Below are 24,366 nucleotides of genomic sequence, written 5' to 3' on the forward strand. Positions count from 1 at the left end.
AATCAGCAAAAATGAGGTATAATGTCTTTGTATATGGATTTCGGCAGTCAGTCGGATAAATATATTCGTATATGAGGAATTATACTAAATGAGAGTTATTACAGGTATTGCGCGGGGTCATAAGCTCGCCGCCCCCGAGGGGCTCGATACGCGTCCGACAAGCGATAAGGTCAAGGAAGGAGTCTTCTCCTCGATACAGTTCGAGATAGAGGGCGCCTATGTGCTCGACCTCTTCGCGGGAAGCGGTCAGATGGGTATTGAGGCACTGAGCCGTGGTGCGGCTCGCGCCGTGTTCGTGGACAGCTCCGCAAAGGCGGTAAAATGCATCAACGAGAACCTGAAAGGCACTAAGCTGGACAAGCTCGCGGAGGTAATCACACGCGACAGCTACGACTATATCAGGCTCACGTCGCAGAGCTTCGACATCATCATTCTCGACCCGCCGTACAGATGCGGCCATATCCCCAAGCTCCTGCCAATGGCGGCGGCTAAGCTGAAAAGCGGAGGCTTCGTCATCTGCGAGTACGAGAAGGAGGCTGGCACGCCCGAGGCTCCCGAGGGTATGGCGCTGAAAAAGGTATACAGCTACGGCAAGATAAACGTCGCCGTTTTCACAAAGCCCTCAGAGGAGGAAGAAGAATGAGAAGGATAGCCGTTTGCCCTGGAAGCTTCGACCCCGTGACGCTGGGGCATCTTGACATAATAACACGTGCTTCCAGGCTGTTCGATAAGGTCATCGTGCTTATTTCCCGAAATGCGGGCAAGGCTCAGCCGAGCTTCACCGCCACGGAGCGTATGCTGATGATAGAAGCCGTCACGAAAGACCTCGACAACGTGGTCATAGACATCCTCGACGGACTTCTTGCGGATTACGTCAGAAACGTCGGCGCAGTCGCCATAGTAAAGGGTCTGAGAGCCGTCAGCGACTTTGAATATGAGTTCCAGATGGCGCTCGCAAACAAGAAGCTCTACGCGAATGCGGAAACCGTGTTTCTCACCACGGCGGCGGAAAATATGTATCTCAGCTCGAGCGTAGTCAAGCAGATAGCCTACTTCGGCGGCGATATAAGCCACTTTGTTCCCAACGAAATTCTTGACGACATACAGTCACGACTAATAAAGGAGAGGTAAAGTATTATGAGTATTGATGAGATCCTTGAGGAAATGGACGAACTTCTTGACAAGTCTACGTCCGTACCCTTCGTTTCACACAAGAAGATAGTTGACGGCGAGCGTATGCGCGAGCTCATCAACGATATCCGCCTGAATATGCCTCACGAGCTCAAAGAGGCAAAGAAGATAGAGTTCGACTGCCAGCGCATCCTCAACGAGGCTAAGCTCAACGCAGAGGGCATTATCCGCAAGGCAGAGGAAAGAGCTCAGCAGATAGTTTCTCAGGAGGCTATCGTCACCGAGGCAAAGAAGAAGGCTGTGGATATCCTCCAGAAGGCTCAGGCTTCTTCCGTTGCGCTCCAGAAGAACGCAGCTCTCTCGGTAGCTCAGATGCTCAACGACGCGGAGGCTACCCACAACAAGTCGCTGCTCGACATCAAGCGCACAAAGGAGAAGCTCCAGCACACGCTCAAGACCTCCCCTGCCCTCACTCAGAACCCGCAGGCTGCTGCACAGACTGTCCTCCAGGACTCCACAACAGGCAGCAAAAAGTAATAATAAAACTCAAAGGCAGCCTGAGGGGAACTCCCTCGGGCTGTTTCGTGGGCTACCAAATACGTAACGCAGTTTTACGGCTCGGTAGCCCGCTTTTTTGTTTTTGAGACCACAGAGGGGGTGCCTTTGAATATAACCGCGGCGCTCATGCAATTCGGAGGTGACGATTTGAAGCTTTCAAAACTGACAAAGTATCTGCTTTTCACTTTCACAGTCACGTGGGTGATCGCGATGATCGGCTGTAATGCCTTCAACAGCAGCACTGCATCGGGAAAATCGCTCTTTCATCATGCTCTCGCGTTGTGTATGTTTATACCCACGGTCGGCGCTCTCTTCGCCGAGCTCGAACAATAATGAAAACAGCCGCTAATGTCTGTACCTATACGGAAGTATTACGGAGTATTTATTGAGGGAAATCCTTCTGAAAAAGGGTCCCGCTAACAGCGCGGTCCCGTATCGCTTCCGTAGGGTGGTAGATTATCGGACGGAGCTGAACTCCGCGCAGAGCCGCATTCACCGCCTCGGGCAGCAGCTCAAACTCTGCCACCAGTGACGCGGGTTTGCGCTCGATATCGTCCTGAAGCATCGGCACGAAGTAGTAGTTCTTGCGGTTGAACAGCTCCCCGATATTCTTCGCCGACCCGAGCAGCGAATCGTTCGACGCTATCGCCAGCACAACAGGCTTGCCGCGGCGCAGATGCGACTTCACCGCCATAGTCGCGGCGCTGTCGGTGATGCCTGCTGCAAGCTTCGCTGCCGTATTCGACGTACAAGGCGCAACGACAAGGATATCGGTCATATCCTTCGGACCTATGGGCTCGGCGGAGGAGATGTCCGTGATGACCGCGCGTCCGCATATCTCCGCGAGCCGTGCGGTGTTCTCCGCACCCGTGCCGAAGCGCGTGTCCAGCGAAGCGGCAGTCTCCGACATCACGGGTACAAGCTCCGCACCCATTTCCCTAAGCTTCTCCGCCTGTGCAAAGCTCCGCGCGAAAGTACAGAAAGAGCCCGTCATCACGTAGCCTATCCTGATACCGATAAGATTAGTCTCCACAGCTTCCGCCTCCTTCCTCAACAAGCGCGGAAACGGCGTCCGCGACTATCTCTCCCGCAGTCACGGGAGCTTTCTTCGCGGGCAGACCTCCCGCACGTATGAGATTCTCTCCCAGCATATCAGCCGCCTCGCGCGAGAAGCCGCCCTCGCCCGAGGCAAGTTCGATAAACAGCGTGTTTCTGTGCGATATGCCGAGATTCCCGCGCGTGAACACCGTCTCGGGCGAGGTGTTGAAAACAAGAGCGTGCCCGCCGCCGATGTCGTTCGTGTACACCGACTTCACGCCGAGCATTTCCGCTTTTGCCACCGCTTTCGGACTGCGCACGGCTGCCGTAACGTCCGCACCGAAGCCGCGCAGTATCATCGCGAGCGATGTGCCTATCCTGCCGAGACCGACAATGAGCACGGGCAGTCCGCAAAGTGCAACGTCGAGCCTTTCAAGCGCGAGCTGTACCGCGCCCTCTGCGGTGAGGACGGCGTTTTTCAGCAGGAGCTCCTCGCGCTCCATGTAGCTGACGAGGCTGTGCCGCGGGAAGAGCTCTGCGAGGCGGGCGTCCGCAAGCCCCGTGAAGACAGTGCCGCCCTCCCTGACAGCAGCGGCGACGTCCGCGGCGGCGAGGACAGCGCTGAAATGCGGAGCGGTGATATTCCCGTCGGAGCCGAGCCCGCGCATCGGGAGCACCGCAAAGTCGAACTCGCCGACAGTATCGGGAGCGCCCGCAAGGTGTCGGATATCGGCGGGAAGAGCAGAGCTGTCAAAGCCCGCGAGCGTAACTCCGTATCTCCGCGCGAGCCGCGCCGCACAGTGTGCCTGCCGCATATCGCCGCCCGCGATAAGTATCTTTATATCATGTCTCATAACGTTCTCCATTCTGACAAAGATTCAGACCTGCCGTCCGCGTGTGCTAACGGCAATCTCTGTACATTATATGGCGATAAGCGTGAATTTGTGCGCGTGAAAGGGAGCTCGCCGAACGCCTCCCGACTGTCGGAACAGTGAGAATATGGTGAAAATTGTTGCTAAATCAAAAAAGCTGTGGTATAATAGTGGTGATATGAACTCATCTGGACAGGAGGGAGGAAATATGAACTTTATCGGAGAAAAATGCGCCGCCTGCGGAGAGGTATTCACCGAGGGCGACGATATCGTAGTCTGCCCCGAATGCGGCTCGCCGCACCACCGCGCCTGCTACAAGGCTGAAAACAAATGCGCGAATTCTGCCCTCCACGGTACGGACGAGAGCTGGCACAGCTCTGCCGAGGAACTGCACGAGGAGGAGAATAACGAGAGAAAGTTCGTGATATGCTCCGCGTGCCACTTCCCGAACAGCCTCGACGCCGAAAACTGCGTGAGATGCGGCGCCGACCTCTCCCCCGACGAGGCAGGCGATGAGGAGGACGAGCCTGTCTTCGGAGTGCCGCGCCCCTATCTCGGCTTCAATCCCGAGGAGGATATGGGCGGCTCGCCGCTCAGGGATGTTGCGGACTTCGTGAAGACGAACACCATTTACTATATCCCCATATTCAAGCGGATGAAGGACACGGGGAGAAGCATTTCCTTCAACCTGATAAGCTTCGTATTCCCGCCCGTCTACTTCGCAAACAGGAGGATGTGGTTCTGGGCTCTGCTGTCGCTCATCGTGACCGTTCTGCTGTCTATGCCGCTGGCGGTGAGCTACCTCATCGCGGACGGTATCGAGGGCAGCTACAGCGTTTTCCCTGCCGAGCTGATACAGAAGATATACGACAACCGCCATACGCTCTCCATGCTCGTGGACGTGTGCAATGTGGCGGATATGCTCATACGCATCACGTTCTGCCTGTTCAGCAATAAGCTGTATTACCGCTTCGTGCTGAAGTCGCTCAGGCGGCTCAGAGCGCACAGCGAGGGCGAGCTCAGGCGCGAGGAGATATTCGCGGCGGGCGGAGTAAGGATACTCAATACGCTTCTGGTGGCGGTGATGTCGCTCGCGATGACCTTCGTCGCCATGTACGCGACTTACCTGTTTCTCGGCCTTATATTGTGACCGAAAGGGACGCATCATGCGCTGTCCCATGCGGCAGTATTACGTGTGACATATCTCCGGGGGAGTGATCTCCCGGAGTTTTTTTATTCTCCGTGCGCTTTCGTCAACCTGTCACGGATATCGAAGTACACCATCATCGGCTCAACATTCAATCGTCACGATTTACAATTAGTGCAATAACAATTACTATTCAATTGGTATGAATTGCCTATTGCGGGTTTGAGCCATTTTGTGCTATAACGGTTTTGAATAAACTCATATATATAAGCATATAATCACCTGTTCAGCAGTATTCAGGATAACTGCCATCACAAAAGCAAAGGAGACGATCACAGTATGCAAATGATAACAGGACAAAAAACAGGAGACATTCTGCTTTCAGAAGGGCGTGTGCCGCTTTACGGCAAGTTTTCCGAGTGCTGCCGTATGTCACGGAGTGCGTCGGCTTTCGGAAGTATGTCTCCCTCAAGGCAGCGAAAGAGAGGATGATGATGGATACTGACACTGCCGAAAGCAATGTATCCCGAGCAGGACCCGTAAAGGATGAAAAGGCTTCAGTATCTCAGGTGAAGCCGCACAAAAAAAGAACTGCGAAAAGCTATGCATTACACTTTCTTGTCAAGATATCAGTAACTGCACTTGTTCTTGCCGTTATCTTCAGGTTCATTGCAGGTATCCACATCTGTCACACCAACTGCGCTTACCCTACCATCAGGGACGGCGAATTCTGCCTGACTTATCGGCTGGCAGACTTAAAGCAGGGTACGAGGAAGGCTAAGCCTTGCTGAAATTCTGGAAACGGCTGAACGAACTGTACGGCTGGTCACTTATCGCCGTATTCGGGCTCGTCATGCTAATCGGTCTATGGCAGGTGTATGACAACTATTATCTGTATACTCATACGCTTGACAAGAGAGTTCTCAGATACAAACCCGATCCCAAGAAGCCCGAAGCAACAGCCGATTCCCCGATCACCTATGATATGGCAGGATGGCTCACTGTAGACGGAACAAATATAGATTATCCTGTCATGCAGGGAAAAGATAACAATTCTTACCTGAATACCGATCCGTTCGGAAACTACAGCCTGACCGGCAGCATTTTCCTTGACAGCAGGTCTTCTCCCGATTTTTCGGACGAATACTCTGTCGTTTACGGTCATCATATGGACTACGGCAAGATGTTCGGCGCCCTTGATGACTTTCTGAATGAAAAATATTTAAAGCAGCATTCGTCGGGGACCCTCATGGTCGGACGAAACGCTGAGAAAGTTTATGACATTGAATGCTTTGCCTCTATGAAGGTGAGCGCAAAAGAAAAAATCGTCTTTGATATGAAGCAGGACCAGATACGACAGTTTATCCACGACAACGCTGTTGTACTGACACAGGAGGAAGACAGCCGTATCCTCGCGCTGTCTACCTGCGTTGATGCCAATTCGGTAACAAGAGTCGTGGTGTTCTGCTATATCAGAGACAGCGAATGATCAAGAAGGGAGGAAAGTATATGAAGCTTATAAAGATGTTTATTCCGGCTGTGGTATGCTTGCTCTCCCTTTGGGTGTTTTTCTCCGTAAGGACGGATGCATTCGCTTATGAAGCGATAAATGTAACGATCCCCGTGGACTGCTTTACGGTCTACGGTGACAATACACACACCTACGAAGTGAAGATCGAACCGAAAAATGAAGAAGCTCCCAAGCCTGTCAGTGACAGCCTCAATATCTCCGAGGACGGCACGGGAACTTTTGATATATCCATTACAGAACCGGGAACTTATATCTATAATATATATGAGGTTGCAGGGAGCAACGAAAATATACAATATGACAGCAGCAGTTATACTGTCACTGTGTATGCGGAAAATGCCGAAGACGGCGGTCTGCGTTATTCGATAACAGCTTGCAGCACGGGAAGTGACAGCAAGGCTGAGAGCATTGCTTTTCAGGATATCGTGCTTTCTGCTGCGGAGAAGGTTCCCACAACAACAATGACAACAACGACAACAACAACAACTACTACTACTGCTACGATGACAACATTAACCGACACTACTACTGCTGTCACTTCAACGACAACTGCTGTGACAACAAAAAAACAAAGTACTGACATTATCAGTGATATCATGACCGGAGATAATTTTCCGGCTCACGCGATCAGGCTCGTCATGCTGATCTCAGCAATGACAGCGATCTTCGCATTCCTTTTCAAGCGTGATCAGAGTGAGGAGGAAAAGAAGAATGAATAAAATAACTAAAAAATTAGCAAGTATCGCCTGTGCATTCACAATGATGCTTTCATCTGCGGCGACCTGTTTTTCTGCCGCTCCTGCCGAAACAGCGGCTTTTTCATCAGAGACTTCCGCAAAGATCAGCGAAACGGCTCTGACAGGCTCGGATGAGGTGCTGACAGAACAGAACATCGCCCTCTATCCCAACGGCGAAGAGGCTGAACAGGTCATCACGCTGAACGGACTGATGCCGAAGGGCGCGACCGCAGAAGCGGTCGATGTTTCCGAGCAGCACGAGGGCGTTTCAGCCTATGACATAACGATAAGCAGCGGCGAAGAGGAATATCAGCCGGGTGAGGCAAACCCGATACGTGTCGAGATCAGCGATCCCGCTATCTCTGATTCCGTTTATATCGAGCTTTGGCATATCGCAGACGACGGCACCCGTGAGCGTATCACGGAGTTTTCAATAACAGATAACATCATCAGCTTTGAAGCGACTGCCTTTTCGGTCTATGAGATAGTGACTGCTCCGGAGCCGCTCCCCGATGAAACGATTACAGCGCAAACAGTCGAGGAACTGGACGGTAAGGGATTTTTAATTTCCAATAAGGAAGGCAGTAATTCATATTATTGTATGGGGCAGACTACAAATCACAACGATAAAAACAATCCCATTACAGTAATCCAAAAAACGACTAAGAACGATATGGACAATGCAGCCGTATGGTATTTTAATAAGAATGATGATAACAAATACCTCATATATACCCTGATAGGCGAAGAAAAGGTATATATGAAAATGACGACCGACGGAAATCAGGGAGTTATGGCTCTGGTCCCGGAAGCTGATGCGACCGCTTTCGATGTCACGCCGAACACGAATAATAACATCAAAGTGGGATCCGTCTTCGGGGCGGTTTGTTGAGACAACCCACGAAAGCATTGAAGGACTTGCCGAAGCACAGCTTGAAGAGCTCACTTTCTTCACCTCTCCGAACGGCTCTATCTCCAAGATCCCCGCATGGCATAAGGTGCAGGTCGTTGATCTGCCTGTCGGTACGAAATTCAGGGTCGATGAGTTCTTCAGCGAAACACCGCTCGGATACAATCTGAAAGGGTACAAAAGAGACCAGAACTCTTATATTGTTAATCCCAACGATCCCGAAAACATAGGTATTGTCAGAGAGGCCTCCAATCCTGCCATGGATGTAAAGAATGAGCGCGGCTTAGGGATATCTGCTGAAAAAATATGGGCGGACAAATATGTTGCTTCTGAACATGAGCCCGTATATTTTGCTCTATATAAGAAAAACGGTACTTCCGAAACAATGGTGAGCAACACTGTCAAGCAGCTAAAATATCCGAATACCACGGTCAAATGGTATCTGAGCAGCTCATACGGCGATCTGAGTAATTATGTAGTCCGTGAACTTAAAACGTTAAGTCAGCCGTGTGTTGATGAAGACGGAAATGTTCAGACCTACAGCGGAACAGCAATACCGCTCGGCGAAGGTGCAACGGATACTCTTATGGTAGGAGCGCGCAATACAGGCAGCACTCAGATGAAAAACAAGGAATACTACGTCACCTACGAAAACGGCGAGATCAAATCTACCGCTAACAATGCCGAGGGCAAACCGCTGAAGAATACCCGTGAGGATAAAGTCACTAACACTCCTGCTGAAAAGGGTGTCAAGATACGACTGAGCGAATGGAACGGAACAGAAGCAGACAGAACTTTCAAAGCAGCACTGGCGGACGGAGCATTCACACTGAAGCTGAACGGCGATGAGATAGATTTTGGAGAGTTTATCTCAGACGAAAACGGAACCGTCGCTGTTCTTTATGATTACAAAAAGGGCGAAAACAACGTCTACACGCTCACCCAGACCGCTGCGACGACAACATGGGTAGGTACTGAAACACCGATAAACTTCTATATTGAAGAGACTGCTGAAGGTGATCGCATCAGGATCATTAATCCCGAGGATGACGGCTGGGTCAATCATAAAGATATCACCTCGAAGGAACTCATCGGCGAGATCACCGTTTACAATAAGAAGTTGTCGCTCAGCATGATCAAATATGCATCAGGCTCGGATACTCCTCTGGCAAAAGCCGAATTTTCGCTTTACAGGGGAACTAAACAATCCGACGGAAGCTATCTGCAAAACTATTATCCCCTCGCCGACTATGAATCGCTTGTGACGGGAGCAGATGGTATTATCCCGAAAATAGACGAAACATTGCCGTCAAGCAGATACTTCCTGAAAGAAGTACGCGCCCCTAACGGATATGAACGATTCGTTGATCCGATCGAGTTTAACATAACGAAGCTTGGAGAAGTAGAACTTATAAATAAACCGCAGGGCGTTTCTCTCGTAAGCGATACATCCGAGGAAGGAAAGGTGATCGTCCGTATCAAAGCAGGCAACAACCTCAAGGGTGTACACGTTGCTGACCTTACTGTCAAGAAAAAGGTCGAAGGCTTATTCGGCGACAAAACAAAGCGCTTTGAATTCAAACTCGAAGTCATGAATTCTGCCGAAGAGAGCTTTGCGTGGCTTTTGAATGGCGAAGAACAGGAAAGCATCCGTTCAGGCGATACATTCACCCTTGCAGACGGCGACACTGCTGTATTCACTCTCCCGCTGGAATGCGATGTTACCATCACCGAAACGGAAGAGGATTACACAGCAAGTATGAAGCTGGACGAAACGGATAAGGGAGACACCAATTCTGTTACATTTGAGTTTTTGGCGGCTTCCGAGCTCCTTGTCACGAACACCAGAAACGGCATACTGCCGACAGGTATACCCGGCTCGCTTTGTAAAGCACTTCTGTTATTCGTGGTGCCCACGGTACCCATTGGTGCTATTCTCTATTCCAAACGCAAAAAGAAGCGAACAGCCTGACGTCCTGACAGGATGAGTTTTGCATTCAGCACTCTCGTTTATCGAGGGTGCTGATTTTTTTACAGTCATCTCGCGGTAAGCGATGACCGAACAGCACAGCGGCAGTCGTGCTCGGCTGCCGCTGTTAGCGGACATGAAGAAAGCCGCCTTATCGGCGGCTTTTTGCTTATTCTACGGAAATAATATAATAGTATACGGGCTGTCCGCCGTTTACAAGCATTACTTCTATCTTGTCGCTCAGCTTCGACTGCAACAGCTGCTGGAGCTGCTCAGCGTTCTCCTCAGTAACGTCCGAGCCGTATATAACGGTAACATAGCTCGCTCCGCTCTTGCAAAGCTTCTTCGTCAGCTTCACGGTCGCCTTATTGATGTCCTTCTCGGTGAACGCGAGCTTGCCGTTGTCGAGCGCGAGTATCTCGCCCTCCTTGATAGCGTGTCCCTCGAACTCGGAATCACGCGCGGCGTAGGTGACAAGTCCTGTCTGCACCTTCTCGAACGCCTTCGTCATATTGATCCTGTTCTCGGCAAGTCCGACACTGTCGTCGAACGCCATCATCGCCGATATGCCCTGCGGTATAGTCCTTGTCTGGAGCACGCACACGCTCTTGTCGGTAAGCTTGACCGCCTGCTCGGCTGCCATGATGATGTTCTTGTTGTTCGGCAGCACGAATACCGTCTTTGCGGGAGTCGCAAGTATCGCGCGGAGTATGTCGTCTGTGGACGGGTTCATTGTCTGTCCGCCGCGCACTACGAAGTCAACGCCGAGGTCGGTGAACAGTGTCTCTATGCCGTGACCTGCTGCCACCGCCACAAAGCCGAACTCCTTCTCGGGGACTGCGGGCGCAAAGCCATTTTCGAGCTGCTCCGCCTCCTTGACCTTATTCTGGTGCTGGATGCGCATATTCTCTATCTTCGGCTTCGGGTCATTGATGAAGTAGCCGAATTCAAGCCCCTTCTGTATCGCCTTGCCTGGATTGTCGGTATGTACGTGTACCTTGATTATCTTCTCGTCGTCGACTACTACTACGCAGTCTCCGATAGTCTCGAGGTATGCCCTCAGCATGAAGGGGTCGGGGCAGTTCTCGTTCTTTTCGAGCATAAACTCCGTGCAGTACGTGAACGTTATGTCGTCGTCGTACTGGCTGACTGCCGTTCTGAACGCCTCTATCGAGTTCTCCTCTTCTGCGGGAACTTCAGCGGGCTCAGCTATGCTTCCGCCGTTGAAGACCTCGTACATTGCCCTGATGATTATAGTGAAGCCCATTCCGCCTGCGTCTACAACGCCTGCCTTTTTCAGCTGCGGGAGCATTTCCGTCGTCTTAGCAAGGGTCGCCTCCGCCTCGGCGCAGACATCCGACCAGAAGATAACGTCGCTGCTGTTCGAGATAGCGCTCTCCTTTGCCTTTTCAGCCGCACATCTCGATACTGTGAGTATCGTTCCCTCGACAGGCTTCATCACCGCCTTATATGCTGCCTTCACACCGAGCTCGAGAGCTCTTGCGAAGTCCTCGCAGCCTGCCTCGTTCAGCCCCGAGAGCCCCTTTGATATGCCGCGGAATATCAGTGAAAGGATAACGCCCGAGTTGCCGCGCGCTCCTCTCAGCAAAGCCGAAGCAGCCGCTGAAGCCACGTCCGACACGCTGACATTGTCGGGCAGCCTTTTCAGCTCCTCGACCGCGTTGCCGATGGTCATCGACATATTCGTGCCCGTATCGCCGTCGGGTACGGGGTATACGTTCAGCTCGTCGACCTCACGCTTCCTGTTGTTAAGCGTTATCGCGGCAGAAATAACAGCGTCTCTGAATAAAGCACCGTTTATCACGTTCTATTTCCTCCCAATCGCTCAGCAGCTCATATCATCGACGTACACGTTTACCTTGCTGACGCCGATGCCTACTGATTCCTCTATCGTAAATGTTATCTTGTGGGTTATGCTGTTTACGGCAGCAGCTATGTTCGTGCCGTAAGTGACCTTGATATGCAGGTCTATTATAAGTCCGCCGTCCTTGTCGGTGCGCACGAGCACGCCCTTGCGCTTGCACATACGACCTCCCGTCAGCGACGATACCGCCGAACGGAACGTATTCACGCTGCAAACATCGGCTACACCGAAGCAGTCACATACTGCATGGCGGATAAGCTCGGTAAGATACTGTTCTGTAACGGAAATTTTGCCGATATGGTTCTCAACTGTTACCATAAAGCGCACTCCCTCTCTTTACATAGTAAGCCGTGCAAAACTGCACACATTATTATTATAACACAGCTTTCTGCAACTTGCAATAGCTGTATACGAAAATTTTACGTTCTCGGCACAGTTTGTTAATATTATGTCAATTAATTTTGTGAGGCGTGCAAACTTTGTGAGAATGAGGCTGCTGCGAGTACCAGCCCCTGTACTTGTAAAAACACCACTGCACGAAAAAAGGCGGACAATGTCCGCCTTTCGCTGTTTTGTTAAATTCCCGTGATACCCGAGCGCGCTATGCCCTCGGTGAAGTATTTTTGCAGGCAGACGTACATCACCAGTATCGGCGTTATCGAGAGCAGACAGCCCGCTTCCTTCCACACTATCTGCTCGCGCGGTGCTATCTCCACGGTCGCAGACTTGAAAAGTCTTATTTTCAGCTCCGTGTCAAGGTTCGTCAGCATTCGTGCGAGCGTGTTTGTGTTGACGAAAAAGGTCGAGCCGAAATAGTAGTCGTTCCAGTACCACACCACTGAGAACAGAAACACCGTCAGGAACGCCGAGCCCGCATTCGGTATCATCACGCGGATAAACGTTTTCAGCGGTCCGCAGCCGTCGATGTAGGCGGCGTCCTCGAGCTCCTTCGGCAGCCCGCGGAAGAACTGGCGGAATATGAGTATCATCAGTCCCGAGCGAATGCCGTTTGCCGTTATCGCGGGAAGGTACATCGTCCACATCGTGTCGATGAGGTTTACCGTGAACAGCCCGCGTATCCCGAACGAGCGGAACTGCGTATACAGCGGGAGTCCAATGACCTGCGGCGGTACCAGTATCATCATTATGACGATGCCGAAAAGCAGCCCCTTGAACCTGAACTTGAAGCGTGCAAAGCCGTAGCCCGTCACCGAGCACGACAGCACCTGCACGAACGAGCAGCCGATATTCAGTATCAGCGTCGTGCGGAGAGTGTTCCAGAAGTCCATTGCCGTCAGCGTTTCCTTCAGCACGTTCAGTGTGAAATGGCGCGGTATCCACATTACGGTCGGGTCGTTCATATCCGCCCGCTCGCGGAATGTGCAGCTCACCATGTAGATGAGCGGATAGAGTATGACAAAGCCGAGTCCGAACAGTATCACAAAGCGGAAGAACGGGAAAATCCTGTCCATGACAGCCTTGCGGCGGATATAGCCGCGCTCCTCGGCGGTCATCGACTGCATTCGGAGCTTCTTCGCCTGTCGGGGAGTGAGTCCGCCGCCTATCTCGCTTTCGCTCTTGACAACGGCGCCTGTTGTATCAGTCATTTCATCGCCTCCCTTACTCTACCTCATAGTAAATGAACTTGTTTATTATCAGCGTTACCAGTCCTATCGCCGCAAAGACTATCAGGAAGTATATCCATGCCATAGCCGATGCTTCGCCGAACTTCCACTCCTCCTTCATTGCGAGGATACGCTCCATGACCTTGTTGGTCGGGCTTGTGAAGGAGTCGATGACAGTGAATATCAGGTTCGCAAGTATGAACGGGCTGACGTACGGAAGTGTTATCTTCCAGAAGAATTCCCAAGCGGTCGCGCCCTCTATCTGGGCAGCTTCCTTCGCCGACGGAGGAATGTTCTGCAAGGCGCCGAGGAAGAGCAGTATCTGTATGCCGCTCGACCAGACGATGCCGAAGATGTTGTCCGCGACGGTGGATATCATCGTGCTCATATTGTCGCTTATGCCGTATATTCCGAGGAATTGCAGGAGCTCGCCGACAAGGTCGGTCGAGAACATCGTCGAGAACTGTGCCGCGCCCGTGTTGCCCGTAGAGTTCATATCGCCGCTGATTATCTTGTATACGGGACCCGTCGCGATGATGACAGGCAGGAAGAATATCGCCCGCGAGAGCGTTCTGCCGCGGAATTTCTGATTCAGTATCACCGCGATGAACAGCGAGAATATCAGCACCAGCGGAGTCTTCCACGCTGTTTCTATGAGAGTTTCCTTGAGGAATACCGTGTATTTTGGGTCGGCGTTGATGACATAGTCGAACTTAGCCGTTCCTACCCAATCCGTGAGCGTTTTTCCGTCACCGATAGAGACCTCGTTGAAGGAGTACCAGAACGACTTCACGAGCGGTACGAGGAAGAACATCAGTGTGCCTATCATCCATATGGAGATGAAACCGTATCCGTAGAGCTGCTTGCGCTTCTCGTAGGGCAGTTCGCGACGCTTTTTTGCGGGCTTTACCGCCGACTGCTCCTCTGCGGGAGCCGCCGCCTCCGTCTTTATAGCTTCTTCTGCCATATCAGCCGATGCCTCCTTCCTCAGAGTCTGCGAGCGAGAGCCTGTTCCCGCCGTATTCAACAGTCTTGGCTTCGAGGTCTGTCTTTACAACGGTGCCGTTTGAGAATGTCGTGGTTATGAGGCTGCCGTCATCGCTGACGTCGTAGCCTGTTATCGTACTGTCGCTCACGCTGCCGAGCAGAGGTGCGAGAAGCTTGTATTCCTCGGCTGCCGTGTCTGCCCAGTAGTGGTAGTTTGCATAGTAGTATTTGTCGTAGTCGGTGTCCTTGAGCTTGCTCGTCTCGTTGTATATCATATCGTAGCTGAGGCAGCTTCCCGTAGCCGCCGCCCTGAGCAGTAGCTCAGACGGGTCGGCGTCGCCGTTGACGGGAGTAGTCGAGTAAGGGATAAGTCCGTGCATGACTATCTGATAGAACGGAACGTCCTCGTTGAAGATGTCGAATCGGCTCGACGAGAGCGGAATGTCCGTGATATGGCTGATGTATGGCAGTGCATAGGCGTTAGCGCCGTCGGCGATGAAGCCGTTATCGAGCGAATCACCGAGCTTGCCGAACGCCTCCTCAGCCATAGTCATTGCCTTGTAGCGGGAGATGTTTTTCTTGCCGTAGTCGCCGTAGAGCGACGAAGCGGCGTTGTCCACAGCCGCACCACTGAGCCCCGCCTTCGCGTAGCTCTTCGCGATATCGCTGTAGACCTCCCCGAAGCAGCTCGGCGAGAGCAGCGACATATTCTTCCTGAAGCCATCGGGAATGCCGTATGCGCGGTCATAGCTGACTATACGCGAGTACGAGCCCGATACCCTCACGCAGGTGCTTGTGAACGAGTAGTAGCCGTTGCCCGAGTAGAAGTCCCTGCTGCTTGAAGCGGGGTAGAATCCGATATCGTTCTCGTCGATGAAGTCGGTGAGCTTGGAGAAATCGCTCTTGCCTCCGAGAGTGCCCGAAGGCGAGGCTCCCGTATCGACCTTGCGCTTTATGCCGTCGTTAGTCCAGCCGTTGTAGGTGACGACCATATCGTCCACTCCCCTGTTTTTCAGCTCCGTGAGTATCTCCAGCGCCTCGCCGTACTTGGTGACGGGCTGCTTCATCGAAACGGGTATGCCGAGGACGGGCTTTTTCCTCATCGTGCCGCCGTAGAGGTCGACGTACATAGCAGCGCCCGAGGTCTTGGGCTCGATGCCCTCCTCCTCGATGAGGTACTGCCTGTAGCGGTCGGCTACATCTACGTAGCTCGCGCCCTGCTTGGATATCGGGTAATATCGGAGCTCGATATCGTCGGACTTTATCGCGCCGCTCTCGAATACCGTGAGCTTGTCGCTGTTGCTGCCCGACATATAGAAGGTGTCCGTGCCGCGGAGTATGAACGTGAAGTTGCAGAGGTTGTAGCTGCTGTTGGACTGCTTTGACACCTGCGCGGTGAGATAGGCGTTGGAGTCGCCCTTGGAGGCAACTGCCAGCAAGGCGTTGTCCTCCTTGACTATGCCGTATACGGGCAGGTATATCTGCTCGGTGACAGCTCCGCGGCTCGTCGGCACAGCGGTCACGTCATTGCCGTATACGCGCTGCTGATAGGCGTTTGTGTCCATAGTCTTGTCGTTGTTGAAGCGCACGAGAGCTCCGCTGCCGTCGGGTATGACGAAGCAGCCGTCCTCCTTGTCGGAGGCAGCTCCGAAGCTGTTCAGCAGCGTGACTTCGGTCGCTATCTTTTCGTCTTTCGGCTCCTTTATCTCGGAGACCTTCAGCGAGGCTTTCAGACAGTCCTTTTCGAGTGTGTACTCGACGGGGAAGCTGAATCCTGCCTTGTAGTAGTAGGTCACCCTGACGCCGTCCCTGACGTCGCTGACCTTTATCTCGCAGTCGTCGGTGCCCGAGCGCAGAACGTTGTTGTTCGAGCGCTTCGACGGTATGCCGTAGCGGAGCGTATTCGACGAGCGCAGCTCGTTCACGAGCAGCGGAGTAGCCACCTTGTCGCGTGCCGCACCGAGCGGTGACGACCACCATATGTATCCCGTCTGCTTATTTTTGAGCCCGAGGTTGCCGAGGCGGTCGTCGACGAGCAGGATATAGCTGTCATTCTCTGCGCACTGCCTGTACGTGCCGATGACCTGCCTGCCGTCGGCTGTCAGCCATGTGAAAGCGGAGCGGTCGTCGGTATAGTAGACCTTTTTGCCGTCCTCGGTGCCGCTCTCGGTGAAGACCGCGAGCACCTTCTTACAGTCGCTGTCCATGCGCTCGAGGGTCTTGCCGTCTATCGAGCTGAACAGCGTCGGGTCGTCTATCGTGGATATCACGCGGCGTATGCGTATCACGCGGGTGATGTCGGCGTCGGTGTACAGAAGGTAGCGCTTTGCGCCGCTGACCCACAGCTTGCCCTCGTCGCATTTGCTGCTGTCGCCGAAGTCCGCGAGAGCAGTCTTCTTTTCGGGGTCTACAGCCACGAGGTCGCCGAGCTTTTTGAGGTCGCCAATCATATCGGCTATTGCCTCCTGAGCCTCGGTGTAGTCGGACTTCTTCTCGGGCTCGCCGCCGTTTTTCGCCCATATATCGTCCTCGAAGCCCTTATCCTTGGCGTAGATGTCTATACCGTCCGCAGAGCCGACCTTGCGCAGATACTTTGTTATGTCGTCAAATTCCGCGCGCACCTTCTCCTCGGACTCTTTGAGCTTTGCCGCCTTTTCCTCGGAGGCAGCCTCTCCGTCCTCGGACTCTCCGTCCTCCGAAGCCTCGGCTGCGGTATCGGCTTCGCCCTCGTTTTCGGCGTAGATGTTTGCGGACACGGTCATCGTCGAGACGGCGAGCAGGCACAGCAGAGTGCGTCTTATCTTGTTTCTCATATGCATCACCGCCCCCGTCAGACTCTTATCCTGTAGGAGAGCTCTGTGTATATCGTCGAGACGAAGATATATACCTGCTGTATCAGCGACATGAACAGCACCAGCAGCACCAGCATTATCATCATTGCCGCTATCGTCAGTATTATCGCGGCTACGGTCTTGCCGAAGCTGTACTGGTGTACCGACTTTATCGCCGAGAACAGGAGTATGAGCGTCCAGCCCGTGCCGATTATCTCTATAGCCTGCATGAAGACGTACTCGTCGCGGATAAGGAAATGGGACAGGAACACGTTTATGAAGCGCTGAACGATGAACGGCACAAGGGCGTATGCGCTGTATATGCAGATATTGCGCATCGTACCCTCGCCGTCGAAGAGGGTGCATATCGACCAGTTGCCGATGACCCACGCCGCGAACACCACTATCGTCTTGGTGATATAGGGGATGATGTTGAACACCTTGTCGTAGGTGACGAAGAACTGAAAGCCGTACAGCCTTCCGTATGCTATTTCCGAGAGGAACAGCATGAACACTATCAGAAACGCTATTTTCAGCGAGCCCGACTTCTTCCAGCGCATATCCTCAAAGCCCTCGACGGGGTGAGTTACTGCGTGCCTTACCCATTCAGCTGGTCTCAGGTCCATCATTTTGCTGTTCCTCCCTTCTGTTGTTTTCGACTGCCGCAGAGTTCTCCTTTGCTGCGGCTATCTCGGCTTTCAGCCGAGCGGCTTCCTCGTCAGCCTTTGTTTCGGCTTCGAGTGCCCGCAATGCCTCTGCCGCCTCGCCCTTGTTGAGGTCGAGCTTGGCTATATCGGTGTCCGCGGGAGCCTTCGCGGCTGCCGCAAGAGCGCGTCTGCGCTTTTTCAGCGTATATCCGAGCGCGAACAGGGCTGCGATAAATACTGCCGCAATCGCAAATACCGTCCCGAAGTGCTTCTTCAGGAACTCCATGCGATAGCCCTCGAAAGCCTTGTTGTATATGTAACCCGAACCTGCGAGCTTCGCATACTTCATCGCGCCCTCGTAGTCTCCTTTGCGGAGCAGAGCTGACGCTACGCCGATGTTCGCGCGGTGGTAGTTGCCGTCGCGCTTGAGCACCTCCAGCCACGGCCCGAGCGCTTCTTCGTAGTAGCCCGCATTGTAGTAGGCTGTCGCCTTGTGGACTATCCTGCCGAAGTCGGTCTCGGTGAATATGGTCACGGTGTCCTTGCGGCTGTCCACGACGTAGAGGTTCTCGCCCTTTGATTCGAGAGCCGCGGCGTGGTCGAAGCCTCCCACCTGCTTGGCGATAGTGCCCGTGATGAACAGGAGGTGGCAGTCCTCGTCGTACTGGAAGACGCGTCCCGTGGTAAAGTCGAGGCAGTTGATATTGCCGTCCTCGGCGATGTCGATGTCGACTATCGCGGGAGCGAGGAGCTTGTTCTGCGAGGTGTCGTACATGGGCGCATAGTCGCCGTAAACAGCGTCATTGCTCGCGAAGATGTTGTTTCCCGCGGCGTTGAGCTTTTTGACGGTATCGGTGGTCTGCGTCGAAGACGCGGTACACGTAAAGATGAAGTCGCCGTCGATGTCGAAGCTCGTGATGCCCGTCGGGACATTCCTTGTGCGGCGCGCGCGCTTCTCCTCGGAGGTGAATAGGCTCGTGAGGTAGTTGCCGACTATCTCGGCGGTCGGCTGAACGCGGTTCGCGCCGTAGAAGCCGATGAACTCTCCCTCGGGGTCGAACATAGCCGCGCCCGTGGTGATGTTGCCGAGTACGATATAGACGTTGCCCGCCTTGTCGGCGATGACACGCTGGGGCAGGAATGTGCGCTTCTGGTCGTATATCTCGGATGCGGGCTTGGTTATCTCGCGCACGACCCTGCCGTCCTTGCCGCATATGAGCACGCGTGCGTTCTCATTGTCGGCGATATACATGAGGTCGTTTTCCGCGGAGATGAATATGCCCTGCGGATTTTTGAGCTTGGTCTGCGAGCCGTCGGGCATGGTGAAGCTGTCGTAGACCTTCACTGCTTCGCGGAAGTCGGAGTCCACCGCTACTATGCGGCTGTTGCCCGAATCCACGATGTAGAAGGTGTCGGTGTGGTCGCAGAAGATGTCGGAGGGAGACTCGAACGCTCCCACGCCGAGGTCACTGCCCGAAACAGCGCGCTCGGCGATATATCCCGCCTGAGATGGTATCGCCTCTCCCCAGCGGTCGTAGTTGTAGACGTCATAGGGCTCGCGCGCGGAGGCGGTCAGAGCCGATACACAGCCGCCGAGCAGAGCTGCCGACAGCGCGAGTGAAAGAAGTCTGCGTGTGAGTTTTTCCATGCGCGCCTCCTTAGTCCTTGATGCCCGAGTGTGCCATAGTCTCGATGACCTGGCGCTGTGCGAGCATGAATACCACGATAGGCGGTATGAGCATGAATACTGCTGCGGCTGCGGCTACGCCCGCACGAGCGAGTCCTGCCGAAGCAGCCTGATTCACGACGGTGGGGAGGGTCTTGTACTGCTCCTGAAATACCACGGAGCCAGCCTCTATCCTCCACGCCGCCTGAAATGCGAAGATAATGATAGTCATGAGGGCGGGTTTCTGGTTGGGCATCACTACCTGCCAGCAGATGCGGAAAAGTCCCGCACCGTCGACCTTAGCCGCCTCTATCATGGCGTCGGGCACCTGACTTATCGACTGCCTCATGAGGAAGAGTCCCATAGGCGAGGCTATCGACGGCAGTATCAGCGCGAGCGGGTTGTCGATGAGACCGAGCTTCGCCATGACGATATACTGCATGATGTATATGACGTTGGACTGGTACAGCAGTGCAACGACGATTATGCTGTTTATCAGCTTGCTCCCAGGGAATTTGCACTTCGCGAGGACGAAAGCCGCCATTGACGCGAATATGCACTGCAATACCGTCACCGAGACCGTGACCGCCACGCTGTTGAAGACATAGCGCGAGAACGGTACGCGGTTGCTGTTGAGCACCTCGAACATATCGCTGAAATTGTCGAGTGTCGGGCGCATCGCGTAGAGCTTGGGCGGGAAAATGAACAGCTCCTCTACGGGCTTGACGGACATTATCAGAATGAGGTATATCGGGAACAGCATAAATAGTCCGAGTATTGTCAGGAAGGCGAATATAGCGATAGTTCCGCCTATTTTGCGTCCTGCCTGCTTATTTGAAGCCTTCAGCTTCACGGTGTTGACCTGTGCCACTTTCCCACCTCCTTAGTCCATATATTTGCTGAGCACCTTGCTTATCAGCTTGTTCAGCAGGTACATCACGACGAACAGCACCATGCATATCGCCGAGGCATAGCCCATTTCGTAGCGCACCCAGCCGTAGTCGTAGGCGTGGGTCATTATCGTATGAGCCTTGTAGTCGGTGCTCGGGAAGCCGACGAGGTTCTGAGCGACCGTGCCCGCCGTAAACGAGCTGACTATCTGCATTACCGCCGCGAACATGAGCTGCGGTCCCATTGACGGGATAACGATGTAGATGAGCTCCTGCCAGCGGGTGCGGATGCCCTCGATAGCGCCCGCCTCATACATCGAGCGGTCGATATTCTGAAAGCCCGCACGCAGAGCGAGGAAGCCTGCTCCGAGCGATATCCAGAGCTGCACCACGATAGTTACGCCGAGGATATAGCGTCCGTCTGTGAGCCACTGAACGGGAGAGTTGATGAGCCCGAGGTTGATGAGGAACGAGTTCGCATAGCCGTTCATATCGCCGCTGAATATCAGTGTCCACGCCGTGTAGACATTCGCGAGCGACGGCGCGTAGAATATGAGCGTGAATATGGTTTTCAGCTTCGGGTGGAGCTCGTTTATCAGCCACGCCAGCAGGAAGCAGAGTATGTAGCTGACAGGTCCCGTGAAGAGCGCGAAAACTATCGTAACGCGTATCGACTTCACGAATATCTTGTCCGAGAGGAAAAGCGTAGTGTAGTTAGAGAGACCGACAAATTTCGGAGCCTGCGCCATATTGAAGTCGGTGAAGCCCATGGGGAGGGACATCACAACGGGTATGACAGTGAACACGATGAAGAATATCATGAAGGGCGCGAGCATTAGGTAGCACGACTTGCTTGCCTTGAACGAGCGCCACAGCATGGCGCGTTCTTCACGCTTTGTCCTTTTGCCGATATCTTCGGCAGCTATCTGAGCCAAGTGACGTTCCTCCTTCCTTATTTTTTGTCAAGTCCGAGATCCCTGCGCTTTCTCGCTATCTCGTCGTTGATGTCGCGGTTGTACCAAATAAGCGTGTCACGCGGGTTCTCGTGCTCATTGACCGTCTCTCTGAACGCGTTCATGATGTTGCGGGTAACCGCATAGGACGAGGGTATAACGGGTATCTCCGCAAGCTCTGCCTGCTGAGCCGCGAGCCTTTCGTACTCCCCGCGCGACCACGAGAGCTGCGCGAGAGCCTCGGTGTTGGCGGTATCGAATCTGCCCATAGTTCCGAGGAGCCCCTCTATCTGCGTCGCATAGCGCACCTGCGTATCCGTATCGGTGAACCACTTGATGTACTCCCACGCGTTTTCCTTGTTCTTCACCTTTTTGAAGATGACAGCTCCCGCTCCGTTGGAGTTGGCTGCGTGAGAGACAGTGCCGTCCTCGCGGAGAGTACCTGGAACGGGGCAGAAGTCCCACAGTCCCTTTATCTCGGGAGATGCTACGGCGAGCTGGTTGAAGAACGTGTAGTTATTTATCACTATCGGGTATTCGCCCGTCCTGAAGCGGCTGAACGCGTCGTACTGCTGGACGAAGCTGTACTTGGTGTAGAAGTCCGTCCACTCCTCGAAGGACTGCACAGCCTCTGCGGAGTCGAATGTCGATGCGGTCTGCTCGGCGTTGTAGTAGTTCACGCCCTTTTGCAGAAGGAGCATCGCGAAGGTGTGTCCCGTTTCGGTGGCGGGAGAGATGTTCGTCGGCGGGAGGATGAGTCCCACGTTCATATAGTTGCGCTGGAGCGCGGGGAGCATATCTGTCAGCTCCGTCCACGTCTCGGGCGGAGAGGTGTAGCCCAGCTCTGTGAGGACGTCGGTGCGGTAGAACATCATCGGGAATGTCTGGCTTATCGGAAGACCGTATGTACCGCCGCTGTACTGATACTGCGTCATGGCGTTTTCCTGAAAGCGTTCCCTGACGGTGCGGAAGTCGGGGAATTGCGAGAGGTCTACAGTCAGGTCCCGCGCCGCGAGGTTCACGGGGAACTCTCCTCCGAGGAAGAGCGCCACGTCGGGACCCTTTCCCGCGAGCGTAGCCTCAACTACGCCGCCGACAACGAGGTTGACGGATATCGGGATATCATGCTCCTGCATGAATTCGTTCTCGGTCATCTCCTTGACTACCTGAGCCTGGTCGCGTCCGAGGGACACCCATACTTCGACAGCGTCCTCGCCCGTGACATCGGAGAGGGTGGTGTAGTCCTCGAAGAATGAGCCGATGAAAGATTTCACGCTGAACACTATCGACTTGCCGAGCTTTTCCTTTGCTCCCGTGAACTTTTTTCCCTCTGTCGCGAGCTCGATGTAGTCGACCTCAAGGGGCTGGTCGCGGTAGTCGCGCTCCCATGCGGAGACAGAGGCTATGCTGTCCTTTATCTGCGAGAGGTAATTCGGTATTTTCAGCGGCTTTTCGACGCACTTGTCGAGTATGACCGCCATTGTCTCGAGGGAAGCCGCCTCCGAGCCCGCAGAGCCCGAAAGCCCCTCTATCTCGCCCTGTATGTCCTTGAGCTCATGCGAGAGGCGGTCGAACTCCTCCACGAGGTCGGGTATTTTCTCATGGACGTAGTAGTCGGTATAGCGGTCGGGAGCGGGTCCCGTTATCATCAGCACCTTGCGGTAGTAGGTGTTGAGGTCGGCAACGACCTCGTCGAGCCTGCGGAGCGAGTTGCCTATCTCGCCGGGCACGCACTCCATTGTCAGCGTGTGGTCGCAGTCGGCGGTCAGGTAGACATACACTTCGTCGCCGTTCTCAGCCTTTGGTGTGACGATGCTCCAGTCGGTATCGTAGAAGAATCTGACCTGGTCGAGCTCTTTGCACGGCACCTCGCCGTCAATGTATATCCTCCTGTTGGAGTAGAAGCCGCGCATCTGGTTCTGGCGCGACTTTATGCCTATCCTGTACCAGCCGTCGGAGTCTATCTCTTCGGCGGGGATAGTCCACGTCACAGACTGCAAAGCCTTTTTCCAGTTGCCCGAGCCGAGGGTGTTGTACACGACCTTGCGCGGGTCCGAGGGCGATACGAGGTAGCTGGAGTTGTCGTATGTCGGGTAGAGGGTGGAATCGGATTTGAGCTCGGCATTCTCGCCCTCTATGCGGATGATGTCCGCGTCTGATGCGTCGGGCGCCCCGACAGAGCTGCGGTACTCCTCATACGTCGGGAGCTCTGCGGGAGTATAGAACTTCATGCTCTCTATCGCGAACTCCGCACGCTCGGAGGTGAAGCTCACCTCATGCCTGCCCTTTTCGAGATAGAAGAAGAGCGGCTCACTGAAGAGACCGTCGATGTCACCGAAAGCGCATTCCATCCACATCCCGCGCTGTATCTGCGGCGGACGCACCTGATTTCCGCGCGAGTCGGTGTGGATATCCTCCTCGTTGACCCATGCGCGGTTGAGCGTCAGGCGGGTGGCGGTATCATATGGCGATCTGCCGTCTATCTGCAAGGAGAGCTCTATCTGCGTGCTGTTTGACTCCATAGGGAAGTAGCTAATCCCGAGGCAGTATATGCCTGTTTCCTCGACGTCGATGTCGTAGGAGAGCCTGCCGTCGGGGCTCTCCCATATGAGGCAGCCGTCGCGCATATCGCCGTCGGCGCCGAAGCTGCCCGTGGAGAATGTGCCGTCCTCCGCGGACTTGTACGCAGTCGGGCGGATAGTTATCTCCCTGTCGGGGCGCTTTTCGCCGCAGTATCGGTCGTAGTAGTCGCTGTATGAGGGTATGCCCGTATCCACGGGCTCTATGCAGAAGTAGTCGTTGTTTGTCAGCTTTACGGGCGTGCTTGTGAGCGCGTCTGCGGCGAAAGCGTCAGCGGTCAGGCTGTTGACCGCAGCAAAGCATGACAATATGCCGAGGGATATCCTTCGGCTGAGCTTTATAAAATTCAATTCCATCCGCCTTTCGTGAGGGGAGTGAGAGGAGCGGCACACTGCACTGAACGGTGCGG

Annotated in this window: 22 protein-coding genes; 10 read left to right on the plus strand and 12 right to left on the minus strand. The window is 53.9% G+C overall.

Annotated elements, in window-relative coordinates:
• Nucleotides 1-88: 88 nt before the first annotated feature.
• The 4 genes from rsmD (at nucleotide 89) to BMX22_RS09410 (ending at nucleotide 2,022) form a co-directional block, all read left to right on the plus strand.
• The gene (gene rsmD, locus BMX22_RS09395; RefSeq protein ID WP_074742220.1) at nucleotides 89-643 is read left to right on the plus strand and encodes a 16S rRNA (guanine(966)-N(2))-methyltransferase RsmD; all 555 of its coding nucleotides are present in this window, start codon (nucleotides 89-91) and stop codon (nucleotides 641-643) included.
• Nucleotides 640-1,131, plus strand: a complete 492-nt coding sequence (gene coaD / locus BMX22_RS09400) for a pantetheine-phosphate adenylyltransferase (RefSeq protein ID WP_074742221.1) — start codon at nucleotides 640-642, stop codon at nucleotides 1,129-1,131. Before rsmD ends, coaD begins: the two co-directional genes overlap by 4 nt.
• 6 nt (nucleotides 1,132-1,137) lie before the next feature.
• Nucleotides 1,138-1,668 (plus strand): vacuolar-type H+-ATPase subunit H, encoded by a 531-nt coding sequence (locus BMX22_RS09405; RefSeq protein WP_318259724.1) that lies wholly within the window; start codon nucleotides 1,138-1,140, stop codon nucleotides 1,666-1,668.
• A gap of 168 nt (nucleotides 1,669-1,836) precedes the next feature.
• On the plus strand, nucleotides 1,837-2,022 hold the full coding sequence (locus BMX22_RS09410) for a hypothetical protein (protein ID WP_143055511.1): 186 nt from the start codon (nucleotides 1,837-1,839) through the stop codon (nucleotides 2,020-2,022).
• Nucleotides 2,023-2,071: 49 nt separating this feature from the next.
• Here the strand turns inward: BMX22_RS09410 and BMX22_RS09415 are convergent, their stop codons facing one another.
• Together BMX22_RS09415 and BMX22_RS09420 are read right to left on the minus strand one after the other, a co-directional pair.
• Nucleotides 2,072-2,722 carry a dipicolinate synthase subunit B gene (locus tag BMX22_RS09415; RefSeq protein ID WP_143055512.1) on the minus strand — a complete coding sequence of 217 codons (651 nt, stop codon included), beginning with the start codon at nucleotides 2,720-2,722 and terminating at the stop codon, nucleotides 2,072-2,074.
• On the minus strand, nucleotides 2,712-3,581 hold the full coding sequence (locus BMX22_RS09420) for a dipicolinate synthase subunit DpsA (protein ID WP_074742223.1): 870 nt from the start codon (nucleotides 3,579-3,581) through the stop codon (nucleotides 2,712-2,714). The genes BMX22_RS09415 and BMX22_RS09420 overlap by 11 nt, the downstream gene beginning before the upstream one ends.
• 226 nt (nucleotides 3,582-3,807) lie before the next feature.
• Between BMX22_RS09420 and BMX22_RS09425 the strand changes: the two genes are divergently transcribed.
• The 6 genes from BMX22_RS09425 to BMX22_RS09450 all read left to right on the plus strand — a co-directional run bounded on the left by BMX22_RS09425 (nucleotide 3,808) and on the right by BMX22_RS09450 (nucleotide 9,896).
• A complete protein-coding gene (locus BMX22_RS09425) occupies nucleotides 3,808-4,749 on the plus strand; it encodes an RING finger protein (protein WP_074742224.1) in 942 nt (313 codons plus the stop codon).
• Nucleotides 4,750-5,237: 488 nt separating this feature from the next.
• On the plus strand, nucleotides 5,238-5,537 hold the full coding sequence (locus tag BMX22_RS09430; RefSeq protein ID WP_143055513.1) for a hypothetical protein: 300 nt from the start codon (nucleotides 5,238-5,240) through the stop codon (nucleotides 5,535-5,537).
• Nucleotides 5,531-6,235, plus strand: coding sequence for a class B sortase (locus tag BMX22_RS09435; RefSeq protein ID WP_074742226.1), 705 nt, complete (start codon nucleotides 5,531-5,533; stop codon nucleotides 6,233-6,235). Before BMX22_RS09430 ends, BMX22_RS09435 begins: the two co-directional genes overlap by 7 nt.
• A 20-nt stretch (nucleotides 6,236-6,255) precedes the next feature.
• Nucleotides 6,256-6,996 (plus strand): Spy0128 family protein, encoded by a 741-nt coding sequence (locus BMX22_RS09440; RefSeq protein WP_177173004.1) that lies wholly within the window; start codon nucleotides 6,256-6,258, stop codon nucleotides 6,994-6,996.
• Nucleotides 6,989-7,906, plus strand: coding sequence for a hypothetical protein (locus BMX22_RS09445; protein WP_074742228.1), 918 nt, complete (start codon nucleotides 6,989-6,991; stop codon nucleotides 7,904-7,906). Before BMX22_RS09440 ends, BMX22_RS09445 begins: the two co-directional genes overlap by 8 nt.
• Entirely contained in the window at nucleotides 7,845-9,896 is a 2,052-nt protein-coding gene (locus BMX22_RS09450) for a prealbumin-like fold domain-containing protein (RefSeq protein WP_074742229.1), read from the plus strand. The genes BMX22_RS09445 and BMX22_RS09450 overlap by 62 nt, the downstream gene beginning before the upstream one ends.
• A 166-nt stretch (nucleotides 9,897-10,062) precedes the next feature.
• Here BMX22_RS09450 and BMX22_RS09455 read toward each other — a convergent pair whose 3' ends face one another.
• The 10 genes from BMX22_RS09455 to BMX22_RS09500 form a co-directional block, all read right to left on the minus strand.
• Complete coding sequence (locus BMX22_RS09455; protein WP_074742230.1) at nucleotides 10,063-11,718, minus strand: DAK2 domain-containing protein; 1,656 nt, start codon at nucleotides 11,716-11,718, stop codon at nucleotides 10,063-10,065.
• Nucleotides 11,719-11,739: 21 nt separating this feature from the next.
• Nucleotides 11,740-12,096, minus strand: coding sequence for an Asp23/Gls24 family envelope stress response protein (locus BMX22_RS09460; RefSeq protein WP_074742231.1), 357 nt, complete (start codon nucleotides 12,094-12,096; stop codon nucleotides 11,740-11,742).
• Nucleotides 12,097-12,353: 257 nt separating this feature from the next.
• Nucleotides 12,354-13,385 carry a carbohydrate ABC transporter permease gene (locus BMX22_RS09465; RefSeq protein ID WP_081349158.1) on the minus strand — a complete coding sequence of 344 codons (1,032 nt, stop codon included), beginning with the start codon at nucleotides 13,383-13,385 and terminating at the stop codon, nucleotides 12,354-12,356.
• A gap of 13 nt (nucleotides 13,386-13,398) precedes the next feature.
• Nucleotides 13,399-14,370: a carbohydrate ABC transporter permease gene (locus BMX22_RS09470; RefSeq protein WP_081349159.1), complete on the minus strand. Its 972-nt coding sequence runs from the start codon at nucleotides 14,368-14,370 to the stop codon at nucleotides 13,399-13,401.
• A gap of 1 nt (nucleotide 14,371) precedes the next feature.
• Nucleotides 14,372-17,203, minus strand: coding sequence for a DUF5696 domain-containing protein (locus BMX22_RS09475; RefSeq protein ID WP_143055514.1), 2,832 nt, complete (start codon nucleotides 17,201-17,203; stop codon nucleotides 14,372-14,374).
• A 17-nt stretch (nucleotides 17,204-17,220) separates the two neighbouring features.
• On the minus strand, nucleotides 17,221-17,850 hold the full coding sequence (locus tag BMX22_RS09480) for a Yip1 family protein (RefSeq protein WP_074742233.1): 630 nt from the start codon (nucleotides 17,848-17,850) through the stop codon (nucleotides 17,221-17,223).
• Nucleotides 17,828-19,516 (minus strand): hypothetical protein, encoded by a 1,689-nt coding sequence (locus BMX22_RS09485; protein ID WP_074742234.1) that lies wholly within the window; start codon nucleotides 19,514-19,516, stop codon nucleotides 17,828-17,830. The genes BMX22_RS09480 and BMX22_RS09485 overlap by 23 nt, the downstream gene beginning before the upstream one ends.
• 10 nt (nucleotides 19,517-19,526) lie before the next feature.
• A complete protein-coding gene (locus BMX22_RS09490; protein WP_177173005.1) occupies nucleotides 19,527-20,405 on the minus strand; it encodes a carbohydrate ABC transporter permease in 879 nt (292 codons plus the stop codon).
• Nucleotides 20,406-20,417: 12 nt separating this feature from the next.
• A complete protein-coding gene (locus tag BMX22_RS09495) occupies nucleotides 20,418-21,359 on the minus strand; it encodes a carbohydrate ABC transporter permease (protein WP_081349160.1) in 942 nt (313 codons plus the stop codon).
• Between the two features lie 17 nt (nucleotides 21,360-21,376).
• Nucleotides 21,377-24,307, minus strand: a complete 2,931-nt coding sequence (locus tag BMX22_RS09500) for an extracellular solute-binding protein (protein ID WP_318259725.1) — start codon at nucleotides 24,305-24,307, stop codon at nucleotides 21,377-21,379.
• Between the last annotated feature and the right edge of the window lie 59 nt (nucleotides 24,308-24,366).

The organism is Ruminococcus sp. YRD2003 (genome assembly GCA_900109435.1).
Lineage (GTDB): Bacteria > Bacillota > Clostridia > Oscillospirales > Ruminococcaceae > Ruminococcus > Ruminococcus flavefaciens_G.